This is a genomic window from Akkermansia sp. 54_46 (assembly GCF_001917295.1).
Taxonomy (GTDB): Bacteria; Verrucomicrobiota; Verrucomicrobiia; order Verrucomicrobiales; family Akkermansiaceae; genus Akkermansia; species Akkermansia muciniphila.
In genome coordinates this window covers 81,370-106,259 of sequence record NZ_MNUD01000036.1, presented here as the reverse complement: position 1 = coordinate 106,259, position 24,890 = coordinate 81,370, and the positions used below count along the sequence as shown (strand labels likewise).

At 55.1% G+C, this 24,890-nt stretch carries 16 protein-coding genes; 9 read left to right on the top strand and 7 right to left on the bottom strand.

Annotated features, from left to right (window positions below; all coding sequences use genetic code 11):
- Positions 1-6: 6 nt before the first annotated feature.
- Positions 7-1,473 carry a polysaccharide deacetylase family protein gene (locus tag BHW66_RS11265; RefSeq protein ID WP_046435756.1) on the bottom strand — a complete coding sequence of 489 codons (1,467 nt, stop codon included), beginning with the start codon at positions 1,471-1,473 and terminating at the stop codon, positions 7-9.
- A 192-nt stretch (positions 1,474-1,665) separates the two neighbouring features.
- Here BHW66_RS11265 and BHW66_RS11260 point away from each other — a divergent pair, with 192 nt between their 5' ends.
- A complete protein-coding gene (locus BHW66_RS11260; protein WP_286689039.1) occupies positions 1,666-3,279 on the top strand; it encodes a putative Na+/H+ antiporter in 1,614 nt (537 codons plus the stop codon).
- A 24-nt stretch (positions 3,280-3,303) separates the two neighbouring features.
- Positions 3,304-3,909, top strand: coding sequence for a riboflavin synthase (locus BHW66_RS11255; protein WP_022198766.1), 606 nt, complete (start codon positions 3,304-3,306; stop codon positions 3,907-3,909).
- A 191-nt stretch (positions 3,910-4,100) separates the two neighbouring features.
- Here BHW66_RS11255 and BHW66_RS11250 read toward each other — a convergent pair whose 3' ends face one another.
- Positions 4,101-4,961 (bottom strand): 50S ribosomal protein L11 methyltransferase, encoded by an 861-nt coding sequence (locus BHW66_RS11250; protein ID WP_102733509.1) that lies wholly within the window; start codon positions 4,959-4,961, stop codon positions 4,101-4,103.
- A 378-nt stretch (positions 4,962-5,339) separates the two neighbouring features.
- Between BHW66_RS11250 and BHW66_RS11245 the strand changes: the two genes are divergently transcribed.
- A complete protein-coding gene (locus BHW66_RS11245) occupies positions 5,340-8,504 on the top strand; it encodes an autotransporter outer membrane beta-barrel domain-containing protein (protein ID WP_286689038.1) in 3,165 nt (1,054 codons plus the stop codon).
- A 94-nt stretch (positions 8,505-8,598) separates the two neighbouring features.
- Here BHW66_RS11245 and BHW66_RS11240 read toward each other — a convergent pair whose 3' ends face one another.
- Complete coding sequence (locus BHW66_RS11240) at positions 8,599-10,458, bottom strand: 4-alpha-glucanotransferase (protein WP_286689037.1); 1,860 nt, start codon at positions 10,456-10,458, stop codon at positions 8,599-8,601.
- A 378-nt stretch (positions 10,459-10,836) separates the two neighbouring features.
- On the opposite strand from BHW66_RS11240, the gene BHW66_RS11235 reads away from it, so the two are divergent.
- A complete protein-coding gene (locus BHW66_RS11235) occupies positions 10,837-11,448 on the top strand; it encodes a hypothetical protein (RefSeq protein WP_022198775.1) in 612 nt (203 codons plus the stop codon).
- 114 nt (positions 11,449-11,562) lie between these two features.
- On the opposite strand, the gene rimO is transcribed toward BHW66_RS11235, so the two are convergent.
- Both rimO and BHW66_RS11225 read right to left on the bottom strand, forming a co-directional pair.
- Complete coding sequence (gene rimO / locus BHW66_RS11230) at positions 11,563-12,921, bottom strand: 30S ribosomal protein S12 methylthiotransferase RimO (RefSeq protein ID WP_022198776.1); 1,359 nt, start codon at positions 12,919-12,921, stop codon at positions 11,563-11,565.
- A 26-nt stretch (positions 12,922-12,947) separates the two neighbouring features.
- Entirely contained in the window at positions 12,948-14,384 is a 1,437-nt protein-coding gene (locus BHW66_RS11225) for an NfeD family protein (RefSeq protein WP_022198777.1), read from the bottom strand.
- A 179-nt stretch (positions 14,385-14,563) separates the two neighbouring features.
- Between BHW66_RS11225 and dnaG the strand changes: the two genes are divergently transcribed.
- The 5 genes from dnaG to BHW66_RS11200 all read left to right on the top strand — a co-directional run bounded on the left by dnaG (position 14,564) and on the right by BHW66_RS11200 (position 20,503).
- Entirely contained in the window at positions 14,564-16,363 is a 1,800-nt protein-coding gene (gene dnaG, locus BHW66_RS11220; protein ID WP_161994098.1) for a DNA primase, read from the top strand.
- Positions 16,364-16,422: 59 nt separating this feature from the next.
- On the top strand, positions 16,423-18,489 hold the full coding sequence (gene rpoD, locus BHW66_RS11215) for an RNA polymerase sigma factor RpoD (protein WP_094136472.1): 2,067 nt from the start codon (positions 16,423-16,425) through the stop codon (positions 18,487-18,489).
- Between the two features lie 38 nt (positions 18,490-18,527).
- Positions 18,528-19,268, top strand: a complete 741-nt coding sequence (locus BHW66_RS11210) for a M15 family metallopeptidase (protein WP_022198780.1) — start codon at positions 18,528-18,530, stop codon at positions 19,266-19,268.
- A gap of 226 nt (positions 19,269-19,494) precedes the next feature.
- Positions 19,495-19,911 (top strand): hypothetical protein, encoded by a 417-nt coding sequence (locus BHW66_RS11205; protein ID WP_022198781.1) that lies wholly within the window; start codon positions 19,495-19,497, stop codon positions 19,909-19,911.
- Between the two features lie 76 nt (positions 19,912-19,987).
- On the top strand, positions 19,988-20,503 hold the full coding sequence (locus BHW66_RS11200; RefSeq protein WP_022198782.1) for a hypothetical protein: 516 nt from the start codon (positions 19,988-19,990) through the stop codon (positions 20,501-20,503).
- Between the two features lie 199 nt (positions 20,504-20,702).
- Here the strand turns inward: BHW66_RS11200 and rpiB are convergent, their stop codons facing one another.
- Together rpiB and BHW66_RS11190 are read right to left on the bottom strand one after the other, a co-directional pair.
- Positions 20,703-22,391 (bottom strand): ribose 5-phosphate isomerase B, encoded by a 1,689-nt coding sequence (gene rpiB, locus BHW66_RS11195; protein WP_275539867.1) that lies wholly within the window; start codon positions 22,389-22,391, stop codon positions 20,703-20,705.
- 175 nt (positions 22,392-22,566) lie between these two features.
- Positions 22,567-24,780, bottom strand: coding sequence for a carboxy terminal-processing peptidase (locus BHW66_RS11190; protein WP_237970313.1), 2,214 nt, complete (start codon positions 24,778-24,780; stop codon positions 22,567-22,569).
- Positions 24,781-24,890: the final 110 nt, after the last annotated feature.

Here is a 24,890-nt window from a genome sequence, read left to right as displayed (position 1 = left end):
AAATGGCTATTTGACTATGTTCCGGGGAGTGAAGTGCATTTCCTGTTCCTCGATGCCGAATTGCCAGGTGGCCGTTTGCCACATGTTGACAGCAGGATTTTTCCAACGGACCTGGACGGTTACGGGGCTGAGCCGCAGGGGACGGGAGGGAGTCCATTTCAAAATTTTTTCCTTGGCGTCGTACCGGGCGTTTACCAGGCCGAAGCCGGAGACGCGCATTTCCATTTGCCTGGGATCCAGGGAGGGTTCCCCTGTCAGGGAAATGGATATATCGGGAGTCTGTTTTTTTACCACGGTATTGGCAGCCGGATAAACGGGCTGGGCCGGGGCCGGGTAGGAATTCAGCTTTTTCCCGCTGCTGTTGCCAGGGGGGGCCGCCGGAGTTTCCGGAGTGGAGGGAACGTTGAAATTCAGGGCTCTGGTAAATGTCTTAGGGTCTTTGCCGAAGACCATGTAGCGGTGAATCCGCCAGCGGTCCGTGTCCTTGGTCACTTTTTTGGGGATTACTGTAAAGGCCGCCTGGAATCCGGCTTCTTCCGCCTTGGAGATCATTTCCGGCAGGATGAAGCCGCCAGGATAGCAATAGGCCTCCACGGAAGAACCGGGGAATTTTTCCTGAAGGATTTTCCGGGAATTGCCTATTTCCGCCGTTGCCAGCTCCAGAACCGCTTGTGTACCTTTCCGCTGGGCAGCCCTCCAGGATCTTGGGTACAGGTGGCTGACGGAGTGGCTGCCCAGGGTGGCACCGTTATTCAGCATTTCCTGAATCTGGGCGGGGCTCATGGCTGAACCGCGGCCCGTGATGAATTTGGTGTATGGGAAAATGGTAAAGGGGAACCCTGTTTCTTTCAGGATGGGATAGGCGTCCGTGTAGACGCTCTTCCAGCCGTCGTCGATGGTGATCATGACGCATTTGGCCGGAAGCTGCCTGTCCCCCAGTTTCCATTCCAGGAATTCCTTCATGGAGATGACGGGCACTCCGGACGCCTTCAGCGCCTGCATCTGGGAGCGGAATACATCCGTATTCATGCGCATTTCCGTAGCGGGAAGGGTGCGGCTGAAATCATGGTAGCCCAGAATGGCTACGCGGGTTTCATGCTGAGGAACCGGAACGGGGGAAAAAGCCGTGGAGGGAATGGCAAGGGGTGCCTCCGCAGGTTGTGCCGGGGCATGCAGGTTCGTTTCTCCGGGAATGGGTTCCGCGTTAGGGATGGACTCCGCCAGGGGAGCGGAAGAGCCTGTCTCTCCGGGAATGGGTTCCGCCATGGGGATGTATTCATCCTTGCGGTTGGCTTCAATCAGGTCTTTGACGGGAACGATGCCGGCGGCCGGGTCTCCCTTGATGGTTCCCCCGATGACCGGGCCGGGAGTCAAGGGAAGGGGAGATGCCGGCGGCAGGTCGGGCGGAAGCTCCGCACATGCGACACCGGCTGCGATCAAGAAAACGGAAAGGAGGCCTGGGACGGAGCGCATATCTGCAACTACTATTTTTAAGTTTTCTGTTCAATCTTAAACTCAGGCAGGCATGACAGCCTGTTCCGTGCCGCGCGCGTTTTTTCCGGGGCATGTCTGGATTTTCCCGTTTGAATGCGTTATCACTAAAAAGCATGCAGACTCATTTTCCGCTCGCGGAAGAAAGGAGAGGCGTTTAGTCTGTCTGCAGACATGAGCTGTATTTGTCATTTCTTCAAAGTTCTGGCGCGCCGTGCAGGTCTGCTCACTGCCGTAGTTGCCGCCGTTTTTTTCCTGGGGGCTCCCGCCGGTGAAGCTTCGGCCCGCACGGCGGCTCCCGCTTATCCGGCCGCGGAAGTGGGGGGGGAATCCCAGTACAGCCATTTTCCCATTCCTCTCAATCAGTACAATCCGGTGCCGCCGGATGCCAGCCTGTACCAGGTGCTTAGTGAACGCAACAAACAGTCCGGCGGTTTCAACCTGGCAGTGACGCTCGTTTTCTTCGGCGCTATTATCCATACGTTTCTGGCCGGCCGCTTTGAGCGTTATTCCCATAAGCTGGCCCTGCGCTACAAGGAAAAGCTCAAGGAAACCAACTTCCGCGTGATGCATCCGGAAGAGCGCCTCCCGGTTTCCTTCGCGTCCGCCATTTTCCATTTTCTGGGAGAAGTGGAAGCCGTGTTCGGAATCTGGCTTATCCCTTTCATGTTCGTGTGCTGGAAGTATTATTCCTTTGAGGATTTTTCCGCCTATTTGAATTATGACTGTTCCTTCACGGAGCCGATGTTCGTGATGATTATCATGATTATCGCTTCTTCCCGCCCTATTTTCAAGCTGGCGGAATATGTCGTGAACTGCGGCGCCAGGCTTGGGAAGGCCACGCCGGGCGCGTGGTGGATTTCCGTGATGTGTCTGGCTCCCCTGCTGGGTTCTCTGATTACGGAACCCGCCGCCATGACGATCGGAGCCCTGATCCTAAGCAAGAAATTTTACGACCTCAAGCCGAAGAAAACCTTGATGTACGCCACTCTGGGGCTTCTCTTCGTGAATATCTCCATCGGGGGCACCCTGACGCACTTTGCAGCTCCGCCCGTAGTGATGGTGGCGGAAAAGTGGGACTGGGGGCTGGCTCACATGATCCAGCATTTCGGATGGAAGGCCGTTTCCGCCATCGTCATTTCCAATTTGGCGTATTTTTTCCTTTTCCGCAGGGAGTTCGCCCGCCTGGCTTCCCAGCAGAGGGAGTTCGACGAGTTTGACGACGCCGTTCCCCAGTCCTGGGAAGACCGCAATGACAAGATACCGTTGTGGGTGACCCTGGCGCATGTCTGCTTCCTGGTCTGGACGGTTCTTTTTGCCCATGAGCCGGTCATGTTCATCGGCAGTTTCCTGTTCTTTATCGGTTTCACACTGGCTACGCCGCAATACCAGAACCAAATGTCTCTGCGTGTGCCCATCATGGTGGGGTTCTTCCTGGCGGGGCTGGTCATTCTGGGCGGCGTGCAGGCCTGGTGGCTGGAGCCGGTGCTGACGCGGCTGGGGGACTACGCCATGGTCGGGGCTACGCTGCTGACGGCATTTAATGACAATGCCGCCGTCACTTTCCTGGCGTCTACGGTTCCCAACCTGCCGGAAGCCGTCAAATATTCCGTGGTGGCGGGTGCTGTGACGGGCGGCGGCCTGACGGTCATCGCCAACGCCCCCAATCCGGCCGGGCAGGCCATTCTGGGTAAATATTTCAAAGGCATCAATCCCCTGTGGCTGTTTGCCTGGGCGGCTTTTCCCACTGCCATCGTGTTTATTTTCTTCACCTGCTTCGGCCATTAATGGCCGGAGCGTGCTATCATTCTTATGTTTACCGGACTCGTTGAAACAACAGGAACTGTGGAAGGGTTTACGCCTATTAACGGCGGAGCCAGGCTGACGCTGACCATTCCGTTCGGCCGTGAACTTTCCCTGGGGGATTCCGTTGCCGTCAACGGATGCTGCCTGACGGTGGATGCCCTGGAGGGTGAACGCATCTCCTTTGATCTGCTTTCCCAGACTCTCCGCGTCACCAGTCTGGGAACCCTCAAGCCGGGGATGCTGGTTAATCTGGAACGCGCCATGTCCGCCATGGACCGTTTCGGAGGCCACTTCGTGATGGGGCATGTGGACCATACCGGTACGATTGCCGCTCTGGAGCCTGTAGGGCAGGACCACCGTTTGGAGGTGCGCATTCCGGAGGAACTCACCCGCTATTGTATTGACAAGGGTTCCATCACCATTGACGGCATTTCCCTGACCATAGCCAATTTGAGCGGCTCTCTGCTGGAGTTCTGGATTACTCCCCATACTTTCGGCCGCACGAATCTGCAGAATGCCGTTCCCGGCCAGCCTGTCAATCTGGAAGTGGATATGCTGGCCAAGTATGTAGAGAGACTGTTTTCTGCCCGTGAACAACGTGCGGAGGGATAGTCCTGCCCGTAAGGAGAATCACATGCCGGGCATGCGGGCTGGTTTTTCCTGCCGGACAATGAAAGTGCATTCCCGTTTTCTGCAGCAGGGGTGCCGGGATGCGGAGATTTTTGAACAGGAAACCGGGTATTGCTGTTCCGATGAAGGCAGGGCCGTGAGGGCGGAACAAAAATGCGGAGCGGGTTTATTTGCTACCGGGCTATTCCTCCCTTTGCCGTAATCCATTTCCCGCGTTTGACGACCCGTTCAAAGAACAGACCGTGACGTTCCGCTGCCATTTTCGTTTCTTCCCACTGGGAAGCCAGAATGCCGGAGATGACCAAAGCGGCATCCTTCTTCATGGCGGCGATGATTTGTGGAAAAGCCTTTTGCAGTATGGTTGAAAACAGGTTGGCGACGACAAGGTCACCCTGCTGGGATTCCGAAGGCTTCCATTCGAAGACGTCTTCCACAAATAAGTCCAGCTGTTCCGCCGTAACGGCGTTGCGGACCATGTTGTGCCGAGCCACTTCAATGGCCATGGGGTCAAAATCGAAAGCCGTGGCGTGCTCCGCCCCCAGCTTAAGCGCCGCCATAGCCAGCACGGCGGTTCCGCAGCCTATGTCCGTCATGCTCCATGATGTTTTTCTGCGGGATTTGGCAGCGTCGCAGATGAAACGCAGACAGGTGGATGTGGTAGCGTGGTCTCCTGTTCCGAAAGCCATTTCGGCGGGGACGCTCAGGATGCAGCGCGAGGGGAACTGTTTCCGCAGGGCGGCCAGATTCTCCGTAGAACTCTGCTCCGTAATGACCAGTGCGTCCCTTATTTTGAGCGGAGGGCGTTTTTCCCGCTTCTGGGTCGCTACCCAGTCCTGCGTCTTGATTTCCCTGACAGTTCCTCCAAAATATTTTTTCAAGGCCAGGGCGTCTTCTTCATCATCGCAGTAAACGGTGATTCGAACCGTTTTCCCCCCTTTGATTTTTGTAATAACGGCGTTCGGATTTCCGGCGATGCGTTCGCTCCAGGCGTCTTCCCATTTGGCGGCGGAAAGTTTGTTCCAACTCCATGTCATGCAGAAAGTATGGGATTTTTCCGGCAGGGAGGCAAGAATGGATTGATTGTAACTGCATTCCCTCTGTTTTTGGGGCTGTGGGGCTCTATTGTTGAAAATTTGATTTATTCAAAGAAGAATATAAAACATCAACTATCAAACCATTTTATTTTCAGTATGGTTGCGAATTTGGAATCCGGAGTAAAGATTATTTTTTTATATTCAATGGCCAACCTGTAAGAAGAGGAAGGAACCTTGTTCTATTCCAATCTTTTTTTCTAACAATAATTCATTGATTGTTATTTTGTTGTTTTGATGTTCGAATAACAACGGATTCCAAATTCGTACATTAAAAGGAGTGCTTTTGATATGCAAAAACATCCAAATGTACAGATTATCATGAAATTATTTACTCTTGTCATGTTGTCCTTGGTTCCTTCGGTTACTGTCTGTTCCGGTTTTTCCAAGGAAGTTGGTATTTATTCAGGAACATATGGAAACGATGATGTGGAAGTATTCCTGCCGGAGGAAGTGACGTATCATCTGACCGGGGGGGATGGCGTCTTTTATGAAGGTGCGTTTACGTTTGACAATTATAATCCGGACAAGGGGGGCGCCGGAAACAGGCAGGGCGTTTTCTCCGGCTATAGTACACATTTTTCCAGCACGGAAGGAACGTCTCTCGGCTTTCACTGCACCGGGCTTAATCCCGGAAAGAACAGTTCTGCTTCCAAATCTTTTATTTTTGTCATGGGGCCATGGGAAAGCGGGGAGGAGTTTGTCGCTCCTCAGGTTACTTTTCAGGATTTGGGCGATTTGAGCTTCATTGCGGATAATATGGACATGATCGGCATTACTGATGGCGCCACGGCCGGAACCGGTGGCGGAAGGTATGGGAAAGCTGATTTTGTTTCTTTCAACAATGTAGGAAATATCGAATTCCGGGGGCTGAATCATGGGGGTATAGGCTTCAGCCGTTTGAATTCCTTGGCTTTTACCAATACCGGGGATATTTCTTTTACGGATATGAAGATGGGATATTCTTCCCATGGAGGCGCCATTTTTATTAACCAGGGGGGGGATTCTTCCCTTTACTCCAAACCTGGAGATGGGAATATTTCTTTTGACCATACGGGAAATATTATCTTCAGGAATCTTGTTAAAACTTCTTATTACATAAGTTCTGCGGGGATTTTTACCAATGAAGGGAGTATTTCATTTAATGATACGGAAAATATCCTGTTTGAGAATAACACGTCCACCGGAGGACCTGCGGCGATAGGCATCGGATCCATATTCTTACCGGATAACCAGCCGTCTTTGTCGTTTAGCAACATCCGGGGAGATATTATTTTTAGAAATAATAAAGCTTCCGGAGGGAGCATGCCGGGGATGGCAGGCGCTATCACTATTTATGGATCTTTTAAGCTGGTGCAAACGGGTGATGTCCTGTTTGAAAATAATGTGACTGATAAAAATACGGCCGGAGCCATTTATTGCGGCAATAATGAAAGGAAAAGAATTGGAGGGCAATGGCTTTTGTCTGCGGATGGCGGGAATATCGTTTTCCGAGGCAACCTGGTTAAAGGAAGTTCGGGGGTCTTTGCCCGCGCCCTGGGTATTTTTGCTTATGCTCCCGAAAACGATTATACGGGCATGTCTCAGCCCAATGGGAATTTAACCATGGATTTCCGCGCCCAGGCCGGACGAGAAATTGTATTTTATGATGGTATTGATATTGAAAGTATTACTGTAGCCATGCCTACCCTGCATATTAACAGAATTCCGTCCGATTGGGCAGATTATGGAGGTATTCCTGTGGAGTTTGGAGGAACCGTGCGTTTTTCCGGTGCATTGACGGAGTCGTTTCTAGTTCGCAATGACGGGGAAAGTGATGGTGATTACGCGGAACGGGTGGAGGCCTCCCGCAGGGTGAAACTTGAATCAAATATTATTGTGGAAGGGGGGCGGCTGGTTCTTGAATACGGCATGAACCTGGCGAATGAGAGTGGGGAGGTATGGCAGGGAAGTTCAAGAGTGGAGCAGGACAAACCGGTGTTTAACCTGGCCGGCGGAGTGCTGGAAATAACGTCCGGTTCATCCATCAGCGCCCAGCAGGTGACTGTTTCCGGCCATGGCAGCGGCGCTATCCTGCGGGTGGGAGCCGCTCCCATCGGTTCCGACAGTTGGGAGGGGAAGACCTATGAACTGCCTTCCCTTTCCGCTGTCACCATTGACATGTCCCACGGGTTTGACTGGGATCTCATGCCTTTCTCGGAACGGGGGGACAGCGGTATCAACATCAACGCCTCCGGGGAATTTTTACTGGGGGGGACCATTGGAATTGCGGATACGCTGGATGATTACGCCTCTGCCGCCTGGGGAAGGGACAGGGAGTTTGTCATTTTTAATATGGATTCTTCCAGCAAACGGCCGCAAGGAGAGCTGAAAGGGGTTATTTCCAATACGACCCAGTCATCCACGGTTGATTCGCCCTATACCTACGGCGGTACCTGGGAATATGAATGGCGCGACATGGATGGAGATGGAGAAGATGACCAGCTGTTGGCAATTTGGAAACATGAAGCCGGATGCCGCCCGGATCAGGTCCGTCCGGAGCAGGCTGGAGAACTTGCGCTCAATTCCCTTTGGAGTTCCGCGTCAAACGCGGCTTCTCTTGGGAATACTGCGTTGGCGCAGTTAACCCCGGTGCGGTTGAATCAGCGGTATGCACGCAATGTATGGGGAATGGGGCTGGGGGATTTCGCCTGCCAGCGTTCCCGGGGCGGCGTAGATGGTTATGACTATGACGGGGGCGGATATTCCGTTGGCATGGATTCCGATTTTGGAGGAAAGAGCGGGATATGGGGGATAGCGTTCGGACAAATGCACGGTTTCAGCAGGAGCCGGGATTTCAATGGGAGGATTACCCAGGATTCTCTAATGGGAAGCATTTATTGGGGGCGGATATTCCGCTCCGGAGAGCGTTCCCTGTGGACGGTGAAAGCCGATCTTACTTGGGGAATGACTGATAACTGCATGGAAAGCCGGTTCAGCAACGGTATGGACGCTCATGGGGAATGGAACAACAGAACGTGGCTGGTCCAGACGGAAGTTTCCAGAAGCATTCAGTATGCAGGAGGATGGACTGTGTCTCCGTTTTTGAGGATGGAGTTTACACATGGCACGGAAGCTTCTTTTCTTGAAGACGGCAGCTATGCCAGAAAATTTGAAGGAGCGGTTTTGCGCCGGTTGTCCATCCCGGCAGGTGTGAGTGTTGAGAGAAGTGGTGACTGGAAAGGCAGGCCCTGGACGCAGGTGCTCCGCCTTTCCTATGTGGGAGATGCTATTCAGGATGTGCCGGAGGCTTCCGTTTACAGCATATACAGCGACATTTTCTGGAGGGCCCGTGGTGTCCAACCAGCCCGCCATGCCGTACGCGTGGAGTATGATGCCGCCTTGCAGTGGAATGACCGCTGGACGGTTTATGCCGGTTATGGCATGGAAGCCCGGGGAAGCTCCGTGTACCACCGCGTAAATGCGGGTGTATCCAGGGCGTTTTAGGAAACATCAGCACGGATAGAAAAAAGGGCACGTTTTCGAAGGAAACGCGCCCTTTTTTGATACTGCGGGGGGATGTTCCGGCAGGGGGGGACAGCTACAATGTTTTGCCGTTCGGCCACATCAGCATCCGTTTCAGGAAGCGTTCATTGTTGACGGTGATCTTCGGGAAGAGGCGTTTGCTGGATTCCTTGAGCGCCCTGATGGCGTCTTCACCCTGCAGCGGCGTGCGGCCGGATTCGTCGATGACGGTACGCAGCCATGCGGTCTGCGGCATGCCGCATGCTTCCACGGCCTTGAAGGGCATGCGTTCCCTCCAGTTGGTCCCTCCCGTAGTGCCGGGAATATTGAGCCGTTTGTTGATGCCGAAGAGAGCAGGCCAGAGAATGGTCGCATAACGGGAACGGGAACGGAACAGGGCGTTGTACATGGCCGTCTTGATTTCCTGGTTCCAGTAGGAAAGACAGGTTTCAGGCTGCATGCCGGAGAAATCCGCAAACCATTTCAGAAGGCGCGCTCCGTCCTCCGCCTGGCGCACGATGTTTTCCTGTTCCGGGCTGGACGGCGTTTTGGGGGAGCCGTTCTCCCACAGGCCCAGCTTGCGGGCGCGTTCGATTTTCGCGTAGCTGTCGTTCCATGTCTGCATGATGGTTTCGAAATCATGCGTTCCGAACGCCGCAAAGGAGCATTCGTGATACTCTTTTCCGGACGTAATGGTTCCGTCCGCCTTGATTTCCCAGTGGGGAATTTTGAAACCGGGGATATCCAGCTGGCGCATGTTCGGGCGCACGTAGTCCGGAACGCAGCCCAGGTCTTCCCCCACCACGCTGACGCCGGGAGCGGCGGAAAGCAGAAGGCGCAGGTACAGGTCCCCATCCGCCAGGTTCATGTTGCGGTCCGCAGCATTGTCATCCCCGCGCGGCTTGAAGCCGGGCAGCCTTCCGCCCGTTCTCTGGGCCGCCTGATCGGTGGAAAGCGGCAGGAATACCCCGTTTTCCGTGGGTTTCCACGGGAAGGAGTAAATGCGGTAAAAGCCCAGGATGTGGTCGATCCTGTACATGCTGAAAATCTTGGTGCAGTATTTTACCCGGCGGCGCCACCAGGCGAAGTTGTCCTGCGCCATGACATCCCATCTATACAGCGGAATGCCCCAGTTTTGCCCCCATTTGACCGTGAATGGGTCTTCCGCATAGCTGCCTTCCGCCGGGGCTCCTCCGCACCATTCCGTGTCAAACAGGTGGCGCTCAAAAAAGACGTCGGCGCTGGAAAGGGAAACGCCAATGGGGATATCCCCCATCAGCTTCACATTGCGTTCGTCCGCATAAATACGGATGAATTCCCACTGTTTTTCACAGAGCCACTGGAGCCAGCGGGCAAAATCCTTTTCCTCTTCGTAATCGGAGGCAATGGCCTTGGCCCGCGCCGGATCCTGTTCCGGCCAGTGCCACCAGATTTCCGTACCGAACAGGTCGCAGAGAATCTGGAAACAGACAAAGTCTTCCAGCCAGCTTCCCTGTTCTTTCACCCATTCCCTGAATTTGGGCATAATGCACTCATATTTCGGCTTGGTTTTGAAATTGTTCCAGGCTCCCCGCAGAATCCACATTTTCCAGAATCTGACCTTGGGGTAGTCCACCAGATCCGGGCCGGAGGGCTGTTCCCACGGCAGCGTGTCCCCCGTTTCATTGAATACGCGTTCTTCCAGGCCGGGTATGGTCCAGGGTTCCAGGGAAAGGTACAGGGGTTCCAAAGCTACGGAGCTGATGGCGGAATAGGGGGAGGGGCATTCGTCCCTGCCCAGGGCATTGACGGGGAGCAGCTGGAGGAACCCCACATGGGCATCCGCCGCCCAGTCAATCCATTGGCGCAAGGCCGTCAGGTCCCCGATTCCGTGGTCATTGTTACGGCGCAGGGAGAACAATGGCAGAACTACGCCGGCTAATCTTTTCTCATCCATATCAGAACGCATTACTTGAGCGGTTCCCCCGGATGGACCTGCGTCAGCCGTTGGAACAGTAAGCTCCAGAATAGCATTTCCGGCAGGAAGGCGGCAAGCTTAATACGTTGTCTCCGCGCCATGCTTTGCGGTTTTTCCTGGGAAGTGGAGCAGGGGGACGGTAAGACAGGCTGTTTTTTCCCGCCGCAGGAATAGACGCCTTACCGGGAATCCGATTATTTGTCCGGGATGCAGTTCGGAAGCGGCATGGTTTTCTCTGCGGGAAACAGCATGAACCGGAGGGAAAGGCGGAATTTTTCTTTTAGAAACAGTCTCTGGCGGAAACAGGCGCAAATTCTGCTTCCATCCGTAATCCCCGGCAATTAAGATAATCTGCAAATGAAATTGCTTTTTCTCCCTTCCGCTTTGCTGGTGCTGCTGGCCTCCTGCGGTCCGAACAAGCATGTGAATGCCTGGGACCGTCAGAGTTCTGCGTTGGATCCCGTGGGAATCACTTCCAAGAAAATGGCGGCTAAAAACAAGGCGGAGCAGGCATTTTACAAACCTGGGGAAGCCGTTACGTTCAAGAAGGACAGAATGATGGTGTTTGAACAGAATCCGGAAAGTAATTTTTCCACAAGCGGAACCGTCAGGGGTGGGGTGAAAACCGGGAAAGTGCTGGTCTGCGGGGATTTGTTCGCCAAAGTCGAGTTTGAAGACGGCAGCCAGGGTTACGTAAGCCTCTCGGAGATTGTTAATCCGCAGGAAATGATGGGTTTTTATCCTGTTTCCGCTTCTGATTTAATTGGTCCGGACGGAGCTTTGCTTCCTTTGCCCTCAAACATGGGCGCCGTCAGCCCGGAAGCCGCCGCCGCTTCCCGTGAGCTGGATATATCCCGGATGAATACCTCTCTGGTTCCTGTTCCGAATTCCGTTTCTCCGTCGGGAGCTGCGTCTCAGGAAGCTCCTCCGGAAAACGTTCCCCTGCCTGAATCCAGCGTGAAGCAGTAGGGCCTTTGCAGAAAATCCGGAAAGTCGGGCGGAAAACAGGAGGCAATATACGTCGGCCTGCGCTTCGCCTGTATTTTTGTTCCCGGGTTCTTTCCGACAGGAACGGAAGCAATTTTATTCCGCCGTCAATTCATACGCAACGGCATCCGTTACGGTGACAGTAGCGAATTGCCCGACGGGCAGCGTCAGAGGAACGGAAACGGTCCCGTCAATGTCCGGAGCATCCCATTCCGTTCTGGCGACTCCGGGAGCATCCACCAGCACGCGTATTTGCCTGCCGATTTGCTCCTGGCCCGTTTCCGAAGCGAGACGCGCCAGCAACAGGGTGGCTTCATTGTAGCGGCGAGCCTTGGTGCGGTGGTGCACCTGATTGGGCATCTTGTAGGCTTTTGTCCCTTCCTCCCGTGAGAAGGTGAAAATGCCGGCGCGTTCAAAACGGAATTCCTCGATAAACTCCATCAGTTCCTGATGGTCGTCTTCCGTTTCTCCGGGGAATCCGGTGATGAAGGTGGTGCGGATGGCGATGCCCGGAACGGCCTTCCGGATATTCCGGAGCAACGTGCGGATATAGTCTCCGTCCGTTACGCGCTGCATGGCGTCCAGCATATTATCGGAAATATGCTGGAGGGGAATGTCTACATAGCGGGCCACTTTGGGGCATTCCGCGATGGCTGCGGTCAGTTCGTCGCTCCAGTGGGCGGGGTGGGTGTAGAGCAGCCTGATCCAGAATTCTCCCTCAATGGCGTTCAGAGCGCGGAGCAGGGAAGCCAGGGATTCTCCGCGGGAGGAATCCACCGCGCTGCGGCGGTTTGGGCGCGCATCCGTCCATTTATCCATGCCGTAATAGGTGATGTCCTGCGCGATGAGGCAGATTTCCTTCACGCCGGACCGGATAAGGGTTTCCGCTTCACGCACTACGTCCTGCTGGGAACGGCTGCGGTGGCGTCCGCGGATCATGGGAATGATGCAGTAGGCGCAGCCGTGGTTGCAGCCTTCCGCTATCTTGATGTAGGCCGTGTGCGGCGGGGTAAGGCGGTAGCGCGGTGTGTTCCAGTCAGGAACGTACCTGCATTTTCCTTCAATGAAGTTCCGGTTCTGTATGGTCCGGTCCATCACTTGAGTGATGATTTCCGGCAGTTTGGTGATTTGGTCCGGACCGATAAAGGCGTCCACCTCCGGAAGCAGGGCGGGCAGTTCCTTCCGGAAGCGCTGGGACAGGCAGCCCGCCACGATGAGTTTCTGGTTTTCCGGATAAGCCCCGTTTTCCCGGGCACGCACGATGTCCAGAATGGCATCGATGGCTTCCTGCTTGGCCTGGTCAATGAAAGCGCAGGTATTGACCACCATTACGTCCGCGAGTTCCGGTTCCGGAGTCATGGTCATGCCGGCTTTTTGCAGGTGGCCGATCATGATTTCAGAGTCAACCAGATTCTTGGGGCAGCCCAGGGAAATGAGTCCAACGGTGAGAGGCATGGCAGTAGATAAGAAGCGTGATGGCGTCAATCCCCGGAGGGGGAGTCGTCCTTGACGACGACGAGGTCGAATGGCCGGATGTCCACGACGCGCACAGGGGTACCCTTAATCAGTATGCCTTGTCGAGAGAAAACCTCGCATATTTCGCCATGAATCATGGCTTTTCCATTGGGTTTTAGCTCCGTGACGGCGTTCCCGCGGTCTCCTACCTGAACGCGCGCGATATTGACCGCTTCCCCGGCGGAACCTCCGCTGACCGTGGCGTTGGTAACGCGGCGCATCAGGATGGAATCCGGGAGGTATTTCATCAGCAGGGCAATCAGAAGGGAGCCTCCGGTCAGGCCCAGGGCCAGTTTCAGGAGGGGGATGCCCAGGACTGCCGCCAGCGTGTTGACGTCATCCCACTGTCCGTCCCGGATGATATGGTCCCATTCCCAGGAGCTGACCATGCCGCCGAACAGGGCCAGAAAGATGCAGACGCCGCCCGCAATGGCCGCAATGAATGTGCCCGGGATAACGAAGAATTCCACGCAAAGAAGGACTATGCCCAGAACGAGCAGGGCCGCCGTCTCATAGCCGGCCAGATTCCCGGCAATGTTGTTGCCGAAGAAGAACAGGGCAAACGCGGCAATGGCCACAATGCCGCCGATGCCGAATCCCGGCGTTTTAAATTCCATGTAAATGCCGCCGATGCCCAGCAGGATCAGGATGGGGGAAGCCCATGCAATCCAGAGGCCGATGCGCTCAAAGGCCGTAGGTTCCGCCGTGACTACGGGGGCATTTACTTTCTCCTGGGCCAGCAGGTCCGTGACGGAGGAGGCTGTGCCCTGGGCCAGCAGGGGCCTGCCGTCTTCCAGACGCGCGGCGGCTTCCTTGCCCGTCAGGGTCAGGAGCGCGCCTTTTTCCAGTTTGACGGGGCCGAACTGCTGTTCCTGGTCGGACGGGATCATCATGGCTTTTACCACTTCCGGGCGGTAACCCTTTTCCGTCACGACGGAGCGGGTAAAGGCCCAGAAGGCGCTTTCCGCTTTCTTGCGCATGACGGGATCCATTTCCTCTCCGGATGAGGTGATGATGCCCGCTGCGCCGATGGAGGAGACGGGAGCCATGTAGATTTTGTCGCACGCCGCGGAGATGAGCGCCCCGGCGGACATGGCCCTGGGGTTTACGTAGGCGTAGGTGGGAATGGTGAGCGGCTGGATGCTTTTCATCATCATCTCGCTGGTCTCCCAGGCCAGGCCGCCGGGCGTGTTCAAATCGAATATTACCGCGCGCGCCTGCTCCTCCTGCGCTCTTTTCAGGATGCGGTTCATGAAGCCGAAGCTTTGTTTGCTGGTCAGGGAGTCCTCCCCTACGGGGATGACGACTACCCTGTCGCGGAAGGTTTCCTCCGCGGCCGCCCGGAAGGGGGCGCCGGCAAACAGGGCCAGCAAAGCCAGCAACAGAAGGTGAATGCGCTTCATGCGGACAGGCTAGCATGTTCCGCTCCCGCGCTCAATGGGGAAATGTGTTCCTCCGGGGCGGGAAGCCGCCGGTGCTGCGCCGTCTTTTCCCTGCCTGTGGAGGCCTTGTTTCCTCGCATGGCGTTCCGATTCTGTCTTCTTGTGCACCCGTACCCCTTGTGATAGACTGGTTCCGCCTTATGGGAAGGATTGATGAAGACAGTATCCGGCGCGTTCTGGAGGCCACTGACATTGTAGATGTGGTGGGGGCCTATCTTCCCCTGAAAAGGGCCGGTTCCCGGTGGAAGGCATGCTGCCCGTTCCACAATGAAAAGACGCCTTCCTTTATTGTGGACCAGAGTCGGCAGAATTTTAAATGCTTTGGCTGCGGGGAAGGAGGGTCTGCCATCACTTTTGTGATGAAGATGGAGAACCTGGGATTTGCGGATACCGTGCGAAGGCTGGCGGAAAAAGCCGGAATCTCCATTGTGGAGGAGGTCTATGACGCAGCGGAGGAAAGGCGGCGCAAGACACGCACGGCTTTGCTGGTGGCCCACAAGAAGGCAGCTGGGTTTTTCCACAGGCTCCTGCTTTGTTCCCCGAAGGCGGCGGAGGCCAGGGCTTACCTGAATTCCCGCGGATACGGGGCAGACATGGCGAAACGCTGGCAGGTAGGGTGGGCTCCTGACTCCTCGCGGGAGTTTCTGGCCTGGGCCCGCAGGGAGGGTATCCCGGACCAGGTGCTGATAGATTCCGGTCTCGCCAACCGCGGAGAACGGGGAGATTTGTACGCCCGCTTCCGGGACAGGCTGATGTTCCCCATCAACAATGTGTACGGAGAATGTGTGGCGTTTTCCGGCCGCATTCTGCGGCCTCAGGAAAACGTAGGCAAGTACGTTAATTCCCCGGAGACGGCCATTTTCAAAAAGGGGGACGTGGTGTTTGCCCTGGACAAGGCGCGCGGCCCTATGGGAAAAAGCGGCAAAGCCCTGTTGTGCGAGGGACAGATAGACGTTATTGCCTGCCACGAGGCGGGTATTTCTTTTGCCGTAGCCCCTTTGGGGACGGCGTTTACTCCGGAGCATGCCCGGATTCTTTCACGCTATGCTTCACGGATAGTATTGTGTTTTGACGCGGACAAGGCGGGCATGGTTGCGGCGGACCGGGCTTTCCGTGAACTGGCCCCTTTTGGCAAGGATATTTACCTGGTGAACCTTCCTGCCGGGGACGATCCGGATTCTTTCATGAAGAGGGAGGGGAAAGAGGCTTTTTCTGGGATGGTGGAGCGGGCCCGTTCCTTCTTTGAGGTTCGCATTGAACGGGCCAGGGAGAGCGGTTTGTTGGATGATGCCGCTTCCAGCGCCGCTTTTGCCCGTGAGATGACGGCCCTGCTGGCCTGCATGAGCGACCCGGTGGCCCGGGACCTGGCTACGGCTGACGTAGCCACGCGCATGCGCATGGCTGCGGATAATTTGCGCGGCGCCGTCAGAATGGCCGGACGCCGGAAGGGGCAGGAACAGGCCCAGTCCGCAGAGCGTAAGACGGCTGAGGAGGTTCCGCAGCATCCTCCTGTGAAAATGGATCGCGCCGTGGCCGTGCTCTGTGAACTGGCCCTTCAGAATTCCCGTGCCCAGGGGCTTATCGTGGACCGCATTGAAGAATTGCTGGAGCCGATGCGGCTGCTGCAGGGCGGAGGCATCTTAAAAAAAATTCTGGCCAGGCTGCCTTCTCCGGACAGCCCCGCGGCCGTTCAGGCTTTTTTGGCGTCCCTGCCTCAGCCGGAACGGGATGCCCTGGGTATGCTGAATCTGGAGCCCATACCTATTCCCGATGTGGACAGGAGTGTACAGGAAGCCTGCTCCGGCATTGCGAAGGCCGCTTTGGAGAGGCACATCGCTTCCCTGATGGCGGAACTGGCGGATCCCTCCACGGATGCTGCCAGAAGGCTGGAATTGTCCAAACTTAGTGTTGACTTGAAGCGTTTGCTGGGTACAATGTAGTGCCTCGATACCTCCGGGTATTGATATAATGGTGAATTGTGCCCTCTTCTTTTCAAGATATGTCCAAATCCGGTGACCCATCCCCCTCTTCTCCCAAGAAGACTTCCGCCAACAAAAAAGCTTCTGAATCCAAGGAAAAAATAACGGCCCGGCCCGCCGCAAAAAATTCCAAAACCGCTCCGAAGGCGGCTCCAGCCAAAAAAAACTCCGCCAGGGTTGCCGCTCCGGCTACGGAAAAGGCCGCCGCCAAACCCGTTGCGGAAAAAAAGGCCCCGGCAAAAAAAGCGTCTCCGGCTTCTGCCTCCAAGAAGGCGGCGCCGGCCGCCAAAAAGACTCCGGCAAAGGCGCCTGAAGCTGTTCCTGCCAAGAAAGCTCCAGCCAAGGCTGCGGAGAAGAAGCCGGCTGAGAAGAAGGCTGCCAAACCTGCTGCGAAGGAGGAAACGCCCAAAAAGTTAAGCGAAATATTGGAAGAGGAACGCAAGAGGGCTGCCAGCCGCAAGGTCACGAATCCGATTGACGCTCCGGAGATTCAGGAAAAAATCCGTGAACTTATCAAGCTCGCCAAGGAACAGGGGTATCTGACTTTTGACGATATTAATGACTCCCTTCCCAACGACATTGTCGATCAGCAGGATTACGAGGCCATCATGGACCGCCTGCGCAGCATGGCGTTTGACATCATTGACGCGTCTGATGTGGACAGCTACACGGACCGCACCCGCATCAGCACGGAAGAAGAGGACGAAGAGGAAAAGCTCGAAGCCAAGATGGACATTCTGGATGATCCCGTCCGCATGTACCTGAAACAAATGGGCCAGGTTTCCCTGCTTACCCGTGAAGAGGAAGTGGCCATTTCCAAGAGAATTGAGGACGCGGAACAGAACGTCCAGCGCTGTGTGCACCGCTTCGGTTTCATCGCGAATGCCTATCTGGACGTAGCCTATCGCCTGCTCGACAATGAGGAACGCTTTGACCGCGTTATCCTTGACAAAAAGATAGACTCCCGTGAGCGCTATATGAAAGGGCTGGCCCAGCTCTGCGCCCAGATACAGCAGACCCATCAGGACGCATCCGGTTCCTTCCGCAAGCTGTACCGCAGCAAGGAGGCGGCCAAGTCCGTCAAGGCCCGCCAGGCCGAATTCGACAAAGTTGCCGGCGTTTTGGTGAAGTTCTTCGGTCGCCTGTATTTCAAGCACAAGGTGATTGAGGATTTCTGTTCCATGATTGACGAGGCCCGCGACCGCGTGCTCCGCATGCAGAAGAAGGTTGCCCTGGATCCGGACAACAAGGAACTCAAGGAACATCTGGCAGAGCTGGAGCTTCGCATGTGGATGACTGCGGATGAGATGGGAGAAGCCTACCAGGAACTCCGCAAATGGCTTCGCGAAGCCCGCAGGGCCAAGGATGAAATGGTAGAGGCCAACCTGCGCCTGGTCATTTCCATTGCCAAAAAATATACCAACCGCGGCCTCTCCTTCCTGGATCTGATTCAGGAAGGCAACATGGGCCTGATGAAGGCGGTGGAAAAATTTGAATACCGCCGCGGCTACAAATTCTCCACCTATGCCACCTGGTGGATCCGCCAGGCCATCACCCGCTCCATTGCAGACCAGGCCCGCACCATCCGCATTCCCGTGCACATGATTGAAACCATCAACAAATTGATGCGCGTGCAAAAGCAGCTGGTGCAGGAGTACGGTAGGGAACCCACTCCGGAAGAAATCGCGGAAGAAATCCATCTGCCTGTGGAACGCGTGCGTTCCGTTTTGAAAATGGCCCAGCAGCCCATTTCCCTGCAAGCCCCCGTGGGGGATTCCGACGATACCTCCTTCGGTGACTTTATTGAAGACAAGGCGGCGGAAAATCCCATGGAGGAAGCCTCCTTCTCTTTCCTGAAAGAAAAAATCAAGGATGTTCTGGACACCCTCACGGACCGTGAACGCGAAGTTATTGAACAGCGCTTCGGCCTCCGGGACGGCAGTCCCCGCACTCTGGAGGAAGTGGGCCGCCAGTTCAGCGTCACCCGCGAACGCATTCGCCAGATTGAAGCCAAAGCCCTCCGCAAGCTGCGCCATCCCACGCGCATCAGCAAGATCAAGGGATTCCTGGAAATGACGGAATCCTGACCGGATTTGCGCCGCATGCCGTGCTACGCTTCGTGGTCATGAAGACTTGCGTAGCTGCGGTATGCGGCATGTTCATGTTACTGGTTTCCTGTTCCGGCAGCAGGGAATTCAAACCGGCGTTCAATCAGCCCCTTCAGCCCGTGATGCAGCCGGGCTTTGTGTATGTGGACCAGGTGGCACCCCTGGTAAAGACTAATTTGAAATATGCCGGATATGACAATTTTGTAGGGCGTCCGCTGGACGGTTACCACGGTCGGCGCGCCATCCTGCGCACCCAGGCGGCGCAGGCGTTGAAAAAAGTCTCGGAAGATTTGTATCGTCAGGGTTACCTGCTGGAAATTTATGACGCCTACCGTCCCCATACCGCCGTGCTGGACATTTGCAAATGGGGAGCTGACGAAGGGGACCAGAAGATGAAGTCCCGGTATTATCCCCATATTGACAAGGCCAAGGTGTTCGGAGACCACTATGTGCGCGATTTCTCGGAACATTCCCGGGGCGTGGCTGTGGATGTTTCCCTGCTGTACGCCAGGACCGGAAAGCCGGTGGATATGGGCGGCCATCATGACCTGCTGGATCCCAGTTCCGCCACGGACTCCACATTAGTGACTCCGTCCCAACGCAGAAACAGGATGATTTTGAAAAAGGCTTTTGAAAAACAGGGTTTTGCCAATTATGCTCCGGAATGGTGGCATTACCGCCTGTTGAATGAGCCTGAACCTACCCTGCATTATTACTTTCCCGCGTGGGACGGCATGACTTCCGCAGGCAGGCCATAAAAGAATTTTACATATCAAATTTTTGTAAAAATTTGTTTGTTAGTTGAGTGGCCGACCCCGTGCTGATTCCTATCAAGCAGAATGTAGAAGATCGTACTGACACCTGGAAAAGATACATTAGAGTAGAAAAAGCAGAACGGCATTATTTCCGCATCGACGGAGACGATGTTCTGACTCTCTAATGGTGTGAGCCATCTATGCGGAAGCCGATACGAAGGGTGCCGAGATGAGGGCGATTGCATTGGTGATGTTGAATCGTCTCGGCAACACGAAAGGGAATGCCTATCGAAATCCATTGTTGAGTATGTTGACGGAATTTGGAGAAATCAAAGACGGTAAGAATCCTAATTGGGCATCTGTAACAAATCAGCAATATGCCAAGGTTGAAGGGGAGAAGTACAGGGATATTGACAGGCTGAGTTGTGAAAAACCGGAAGAAGCCAGAAAGGCGCTTCTTGAGGTTCTGAGCGGTGGCGTAACCGTTCCTTATGATGGATTTAGAACGGCAGGCACTACTCCCAAGCCTCATGTTACTATTGGAGGAACTGACTTTTTGACTGAAAAACAGTACCGGACCTGCACCGTCAAACCAGACGGATGGGATAATTTGTCTGTCTGGCCCGGTGGCCCTTTGGATAGATAAATCATTCTGAAGCATCATCAGGCGGATCAGGTGATTGAGACTTGAGCCGTCTTTTTGATGAAGTAATATCCGGAAGATGAATGCCTCCTTGAAAACGTTTTTTTTCTCTTGCTGCACGGTTCCCCTTGTTGTGGCTTCTGGTGCGCCTTCTCCTCTTGTCGATCATCCTCCGGTAGATGGCGCCGCCTTGCGTTTTCACAAGCAGGAGATGGCTTTTCTGGAAAACTGTTTCCGGGACAATCCGGATAACAAAGTAATCTGGCAGGCGGACCATGAAGCCGCTTTAGTGTGGAGAACGCCTAGGGGCGCCAATTTCAACAGTTATGAATTTAAAGCTTTTCTGCGCCAGCAGGACGGTTCATTTAGAGAAATAGGAAGATATTCTGTTATGTCCGGTTATGGATATTGGGATGAAAAAAATATCCGGTTTTCCAATGAAGGTTTTAAGATTATTTTAATTGCGGATGGAGGGGCAACCCGTGCAAGCCATCAGTTCCATTATTCCCAACCTGCCGCTACCTTTGTTTTCCGGTTGGGCCGGGAAGAGGGCAAATGTTCCAGCGAGGACGTGAGGATGAATAATGATTGTTAATTTCCAAACCGGTTTGTCCGCAATATAGGAGAGGGAAAGCGCAGTTTGGACAATTCTTGGCTATTCCTTGACGAAGAGTTTTTTTGTTGCGGGCGTCTTGGCCGTCCGTATTGGGAGACCGTGAATACGGATTTTTAATTAAAAGGCCGTTCCGCGGAAACGGCGGAACGGCCTGAAAAGCGTTTATGCGCAGGAGATGTTAATGAGGCAGGCGGAAGTTGCGGTTAAACGCGGAAACTTCTTCCTTAAGCTGGGAGAAGCCGTCCGGATTCGGGCATACCTGGTCACCTACGTACAAGGCCAGCGCACGGGCAATGAATTCGGCCACCTGTTCCACGTCTTTTTCTTTCATGCCGCGAGTGGTTACGGCAGGCGTGCCGATGCGGATGCCGGAGGGTTTCATGGGAGAGCCCGTGTCAAACGGGATGGCGTTCTTGTTTACGGTGATGCCTACGCGGTCCAGGGCTTCCTGCGCGTCTGCGCCGTTAATGCCCTTGTTGCGGAGGTCTACCATGAAGACGTGGTTGTCCGTACCGTTGGAGACGACGCGGAAGCCGAGTTCTGCCATTTTGGCCGCCATGGCCTTGGCGTTTTTGACAACCTGGGCCGCATAGTCCTTGAATTCGGGCTTCAGAGCTTCCCCGAAACAGGCCGCCTTAGCGGCAATGATGTGCATGAGGGGACCTCCCTGCATTCCGGGGAAGACGGCGGCATCCAGTTTTTTGGCGTATTCCTCCTTGCAGATGACGAAGCCGCCGCGGGGGCCGCGCAGGGATTTATGCGTGGTGGAGGAGACGAAGTCCGCATAGGGAACCGGATTCGGGTGCTGCCCCCCTGCCACCAGGCCCGCGATGTGGGCCATGTCCACGAACAGGTAGGCACCGCAGGCCCTGGCAATCTGTCCCATGCGTTCAAAGTCGATTGTGCGTGAGTAGGCGCTTGCTCCCGCCGTGATCATTTGCGGCTTTACCTCCAGAGCCAGTTTTTCCAAAGCATCATAGTCAATAGCTTCCGTTTCCTGGGATACGCCGTAGTGAACCACATTGTACAGTTTGCCGGAGAAGTTGGCCCGGTGACCGTGGGTGAGGTGGCCGCCGTGGGAGAGATCCATCGTGAGAATGGTGTCGCCCGGCTTCAGAACAGAGAAGTAAACGGCCATGTTGGCCTGGGAACCGGAGTGGGGCTGCACATTGGCATGATCCCCGCCGAAAATTTCCAGTACGCGGTCAATGGCGATCTGTTCCACTTTGTCCACCACCTCGCAGCCGCCATACCAGCGTTTGCCGGGATAGCCTTCCGCGTATTTGTTGGTCAGCAGGGAGCCCTGGGCTTCCCGGACGGAGGGGGAAGTGAAGTTTTCAGAGGCAATCAGTTCAATGTTGTTGCTTTCCCGGCGTCCTTCTTCCTGAATGAGGGCCGCCAGTTCCGGATCCGTCCATTGCAGGGGGCTGCCGGAGGATTTGACGACGCGGCGTTCATGGCGCCCGCCTTCAAAGTCAGCATGCAGCCAGGCGTCCAGGACATCTTCCACACTTTCATTGTCCACATAGGCGGAAGCCAGGCAGAGCAGGTTGGAATCATTGTGCTGGCGGGAGAGGGCCGCAGCAGGGGCCGTGCGGCAGAGGGCGGCGCGGACGCCTACCCAGCGGTTGGCGGCAATGCTCATGCCGATGCCGGACCGGCAGATAAGGATGCCGCGGTCGTTGGTGCCGTCAGCAATGCTGCTTGCGACTGCATTGGCATAGTCGGAATAATCACAGGAATTTTTGGTCATGGTTCCCATGTCGGTCACTTCATGACCCCATGCCTTGAGGAGTTCTGCTACGGTTTCCTTGAGATCGACTCCGGCGTGATCCGCGCCGATGGCAATTTTGTATGTCGTATTCATGGTGGTGCTCATTGCTGACGGGCAAAAATACTGCCTTATTTCCCTCCGGCTGGCAAGCCCCGGATTCATTTCGGGCTGTTCGGGAGGCACGGCTCCCGGAATTGCCTCCGTGAAAAAGAACCCCGGTCCCCTGAATGGGGCCGGGGCGGCAAGGAGGTTCGCGAGGAGCGAGCCGTTATTTTCCGGAGGATTCCAGCTTCAGCATATCCTGGACGATGTTGATGCCTTCACGGAGTTCCGGATCAAGGCCGGAGGGGTATTCCGGGGAGTCGTCCAGTTCTGCCGTGGGGTCTTCCGCCAGGTGCATGAATTGTTCATTGTCTTTTTCCGGATCCGCCAGGGGCAGCTCCTTGGCGTTGACGTCGTCCAGCGTCAGGCGGTAAATTTTGTATTTGGTAGCGTCTTCCTTGGCCATTTCCGCGAAGCGGATTTTGCGTTCCTTGTTGATGGATTTGCGGCGTTCTTCCAGGGCGGAGTTTTCCTGTTCCCGGATTTTCTTGTTCAGGGAAAGCTTGTTGTCCTTGATGCGCTGTTTCATCATGGCGATATCTTCCCTGGCAATCTGGAGATCGCGGTCTTTTTCCACGCGCTTCGCGCTGGCATCTTTCAGCACGGGCAGCATGGCCGCGATGGAGGAGTCCTTTTTGTAGTTGGTGCAGGGCGTAATCTGGTCATAGGGCATCGCGTAGTCCAGAATGTCTTCTCCCAGCTCGAATGCCGCCGTAGCGGTGGGAAGCTGGATATCGCTTTCCACGCCTTTGAGCTGGGTGGAGCCGCCCGCCACACGGTAAAATTTCTGGGTAGTGACTTTCAGCAGGCCCGCACGGTCTCTGGCCGCGAAGAAAGGCAGGTATTGGCCGATGTCCACAGGCTGCTGCACAGACCCCTTCCCGAAGGTGGATTCATCCCCCACAATCACGGCGCGGCCGTAATCCTGAAGGGCCGCGGCCAGAATTTCAGAGGCGGATGCGCTGAGTTTATTAATGAGCACCACAATGGGGCCATTGAAGAGTTTCTGGCGGTTGTGAGCGGATTTGATATCCACGTTGCCGCGGGTGTCCTTGATTTGCACCACGGGGCCGTTTCCGGTAAAGAAGCCCGTCATCAGGCGCACTTCCTCCAGGGAACCGCCGCCGTTGCTGCGCAGGTCAATTACCAGGCCATCCACATTTTCCTTGTTCATCCGTTCCAGGATTTTTTTGACATCCTTGGCACAGCGGCGGTCTCCGCCTTCCATGTCTGCGTAGAAGGAGGGAAGGCTCAGCACGCCAATGCGGTTCCTGCCTTCCGGAGCTCCGGTAAGTTCAATGATTTCACCTTTGGCAAGTTCATCCTTCAGAGGTACCTTGGAGCGGGTCAGCGTAATGATTTTGGCCTGTCCGGGGGCGTCTGCCGGCTCTACTTTCAGGCGCATCTGGGTATTTTCGGCTCCGCGGATCATATCCACCACTTTGTCCAGCTTCATGAACAGGATATCCACCATTTCTCCGGAGTTGTCGGAGTCAATGGCAACGATGCGGTCGTTCAGCTTCAATTCTCCGGATTTGTCAGCCGGTCCTCCCACAACGATACCGGTAATTTTGGTGGAACCGTCGTCTTCACTGCCCAACAGGGCGCCGATGCCGGTGAGTTCCGTACCCATGGAGATTTTGAAACGGTCCACCTGGCGCGCACCCATGTAATCCGTATGCGGGTCATACGTCAAGGCTACGGCGCTGAGCAGTGTTTCCGCTACGTCTTCCAGATCCGTTTCCTGAATATTGCGCTGAATGCGTTCATAACGCATAAGCAGTTTTTCCTCCGCTGGTTTCTCATTGGCCAGGGGATCGGGCTTGTTCTGTTCCTTGGCCAGGCGCGCTACGGTTTCACGGCGCAGGATTTCGGACAGGAGCTGTTCCTCCACCATGTCTTTCCAGACCTGCTGCATTTCCGCCTCATCCTTGGGCCACGCGGCTGTTTTGCGGCGGGAACGTTCGATAGACTTGTCTTTGTCAAAGGTGAAGCCTCCCTTTTTCAGCAAATCCCGCGCATAGGAGATGCGCTGCATGGCGCGCTGGCGGTAAAGGGAGTGCATGGCCTGGGCCGCATCCATCATCTGGCCGGACATAAGGTAGTCGTCCAGCTCCTTACCGTATTTTCTTTTGAGGGCGTCTACGTCCTGCTGGGTGAAGAATATTTTGTTGGGGTCTACCTTGCGCAGGTAGGTTTCCAGGAATTTGGCGGATAGTTCATCGCTGAATTCTTTGCGGGAGAAGTGGAAATTCTGGAGCAGCAGGGACATTTGCTTGCCCACCTGGTTGAAGTCCGTAGCCGCAGAGGCGCAGGAAGTAATGGCGGCTGCGGCTAGGGCCGAGAATGCGGTGAGTCTAATCCAACGGAATGAGTGCATGTTCATAACGGAAAAGGGTGCGTTTTTTTCCATTTGGGGAAAAAGCTGACGCCGGGATGTAAGTGTTACTGATTTGCAGGTGATTGTCTATCTTATAAAACGTCCACATG

Coding starts and splice junctions, on each gene's coding strand:
- BHW66_RS11265 (WP_046435756.1), bottom strand. CDS start 1,473: ATGCGCTCCGTCCCAGGCCTCCTTTCCGTTTTCTTGATCGCAGCCGGT.
- BHW66_RS11260 (WP_286689039.1), top strand. CDS start 1,666: ATGAGCTGTATTTGTCATTTCTTCAAAGTTCTGGCGCGCCGTGCAGGT.
- BHW66_RS11255 (WP_022198766.1), top strand. CDS start 3,304: ATGTTTACCGGACTCGTTGAAACAACAGGAACTGTGGAAGGGTTTACG.
- BHW66_RS11250 (WP_102733509.1), bottom strand. CDS start 4,961: ATGACATGGAGTTGGAACAAACTTTCCGCCGCCAAATGGGAAGACGCC.
- BHW66_RS11245 (WP_286689038.1), top strand. CDS start 5,340: ATGAAATTATTTACTCTTGTCATGTTGTCCTTGGTTCCTTCGGTTACT.
- BHW66_RS11240 (WP_286689037.1), bottom strand. CDS start 10,458: ATGGATGAGAAAAGATTAGCCGGCGTAGTTCTGCCATTGTTCTCCCTG.
- BHW66_RS11235 (WP_022198775.1), top strand. CDS start 10,837: ATGAAATTGCTTTTTCTCCCTTCCGCTTTGCTGGTGCTGCTGGCCTCC.
- rimO (WP_022198776.1), bottom strand. CDS start 12,921: ATGCCTCTCACCGTTGGACTCATTTCCCTGGGCTGCCCCAAGAATCTG.
- BHW66_RS11225 (WP_022198777.1), bottom strand. CDS start 14,384: ATGAAGCGCATTCACCTTCTGTTGCTGGCTTTGCTGGCCCTGTTTGCC.
- dnaG (WP_161994098.1), top strand. CDS start 14,564: ATGGGAAGGATTGATGAAGACAGTATCCGGCGCGTTCTGGAGGCCACT.
- rpoD (WP_094136472.1), top strand. CDS start 16,423: ATGTCCAAATCCGGTGACCCATCCCCCTCTTCTCCCAAGAAGACTTCC.
- BHW66_RS11210 (WP_022198780.1), top strand. CDS start 18,528: ATGAAGACTTGCGTAGCTGCGGTATGCGGCATGTTCATGTTACTGGTT.
- BHW66_RS11205 (WP_022198781.1), top strand. CDS start 19,495: ATGAGGGCGATTGCATTGGTGATGTTGAATCGTCTCGGCAACACGAAA.
- BHW66_RS11200 (WP_022198782.1), top strand. CDS start 19,988: ATGAATGCCTCCTTGAAAACGTTTTTTTTCTCTTGCTGCACGGTTCCC.
- rpiB (WP_275539867.1), bottom strand. CDS start 22,391: ATGAATACGACATACAAAATTGCCATCGGCGCGGATCACGCCGGAGTC.
- BHW66_RS11190 (WP_237970313.1), bottom strand. CDS start 24,780: ATGCACTCATTCCGTTGGATTAGACTCACCGCATTCTCGGCCCTAGCC.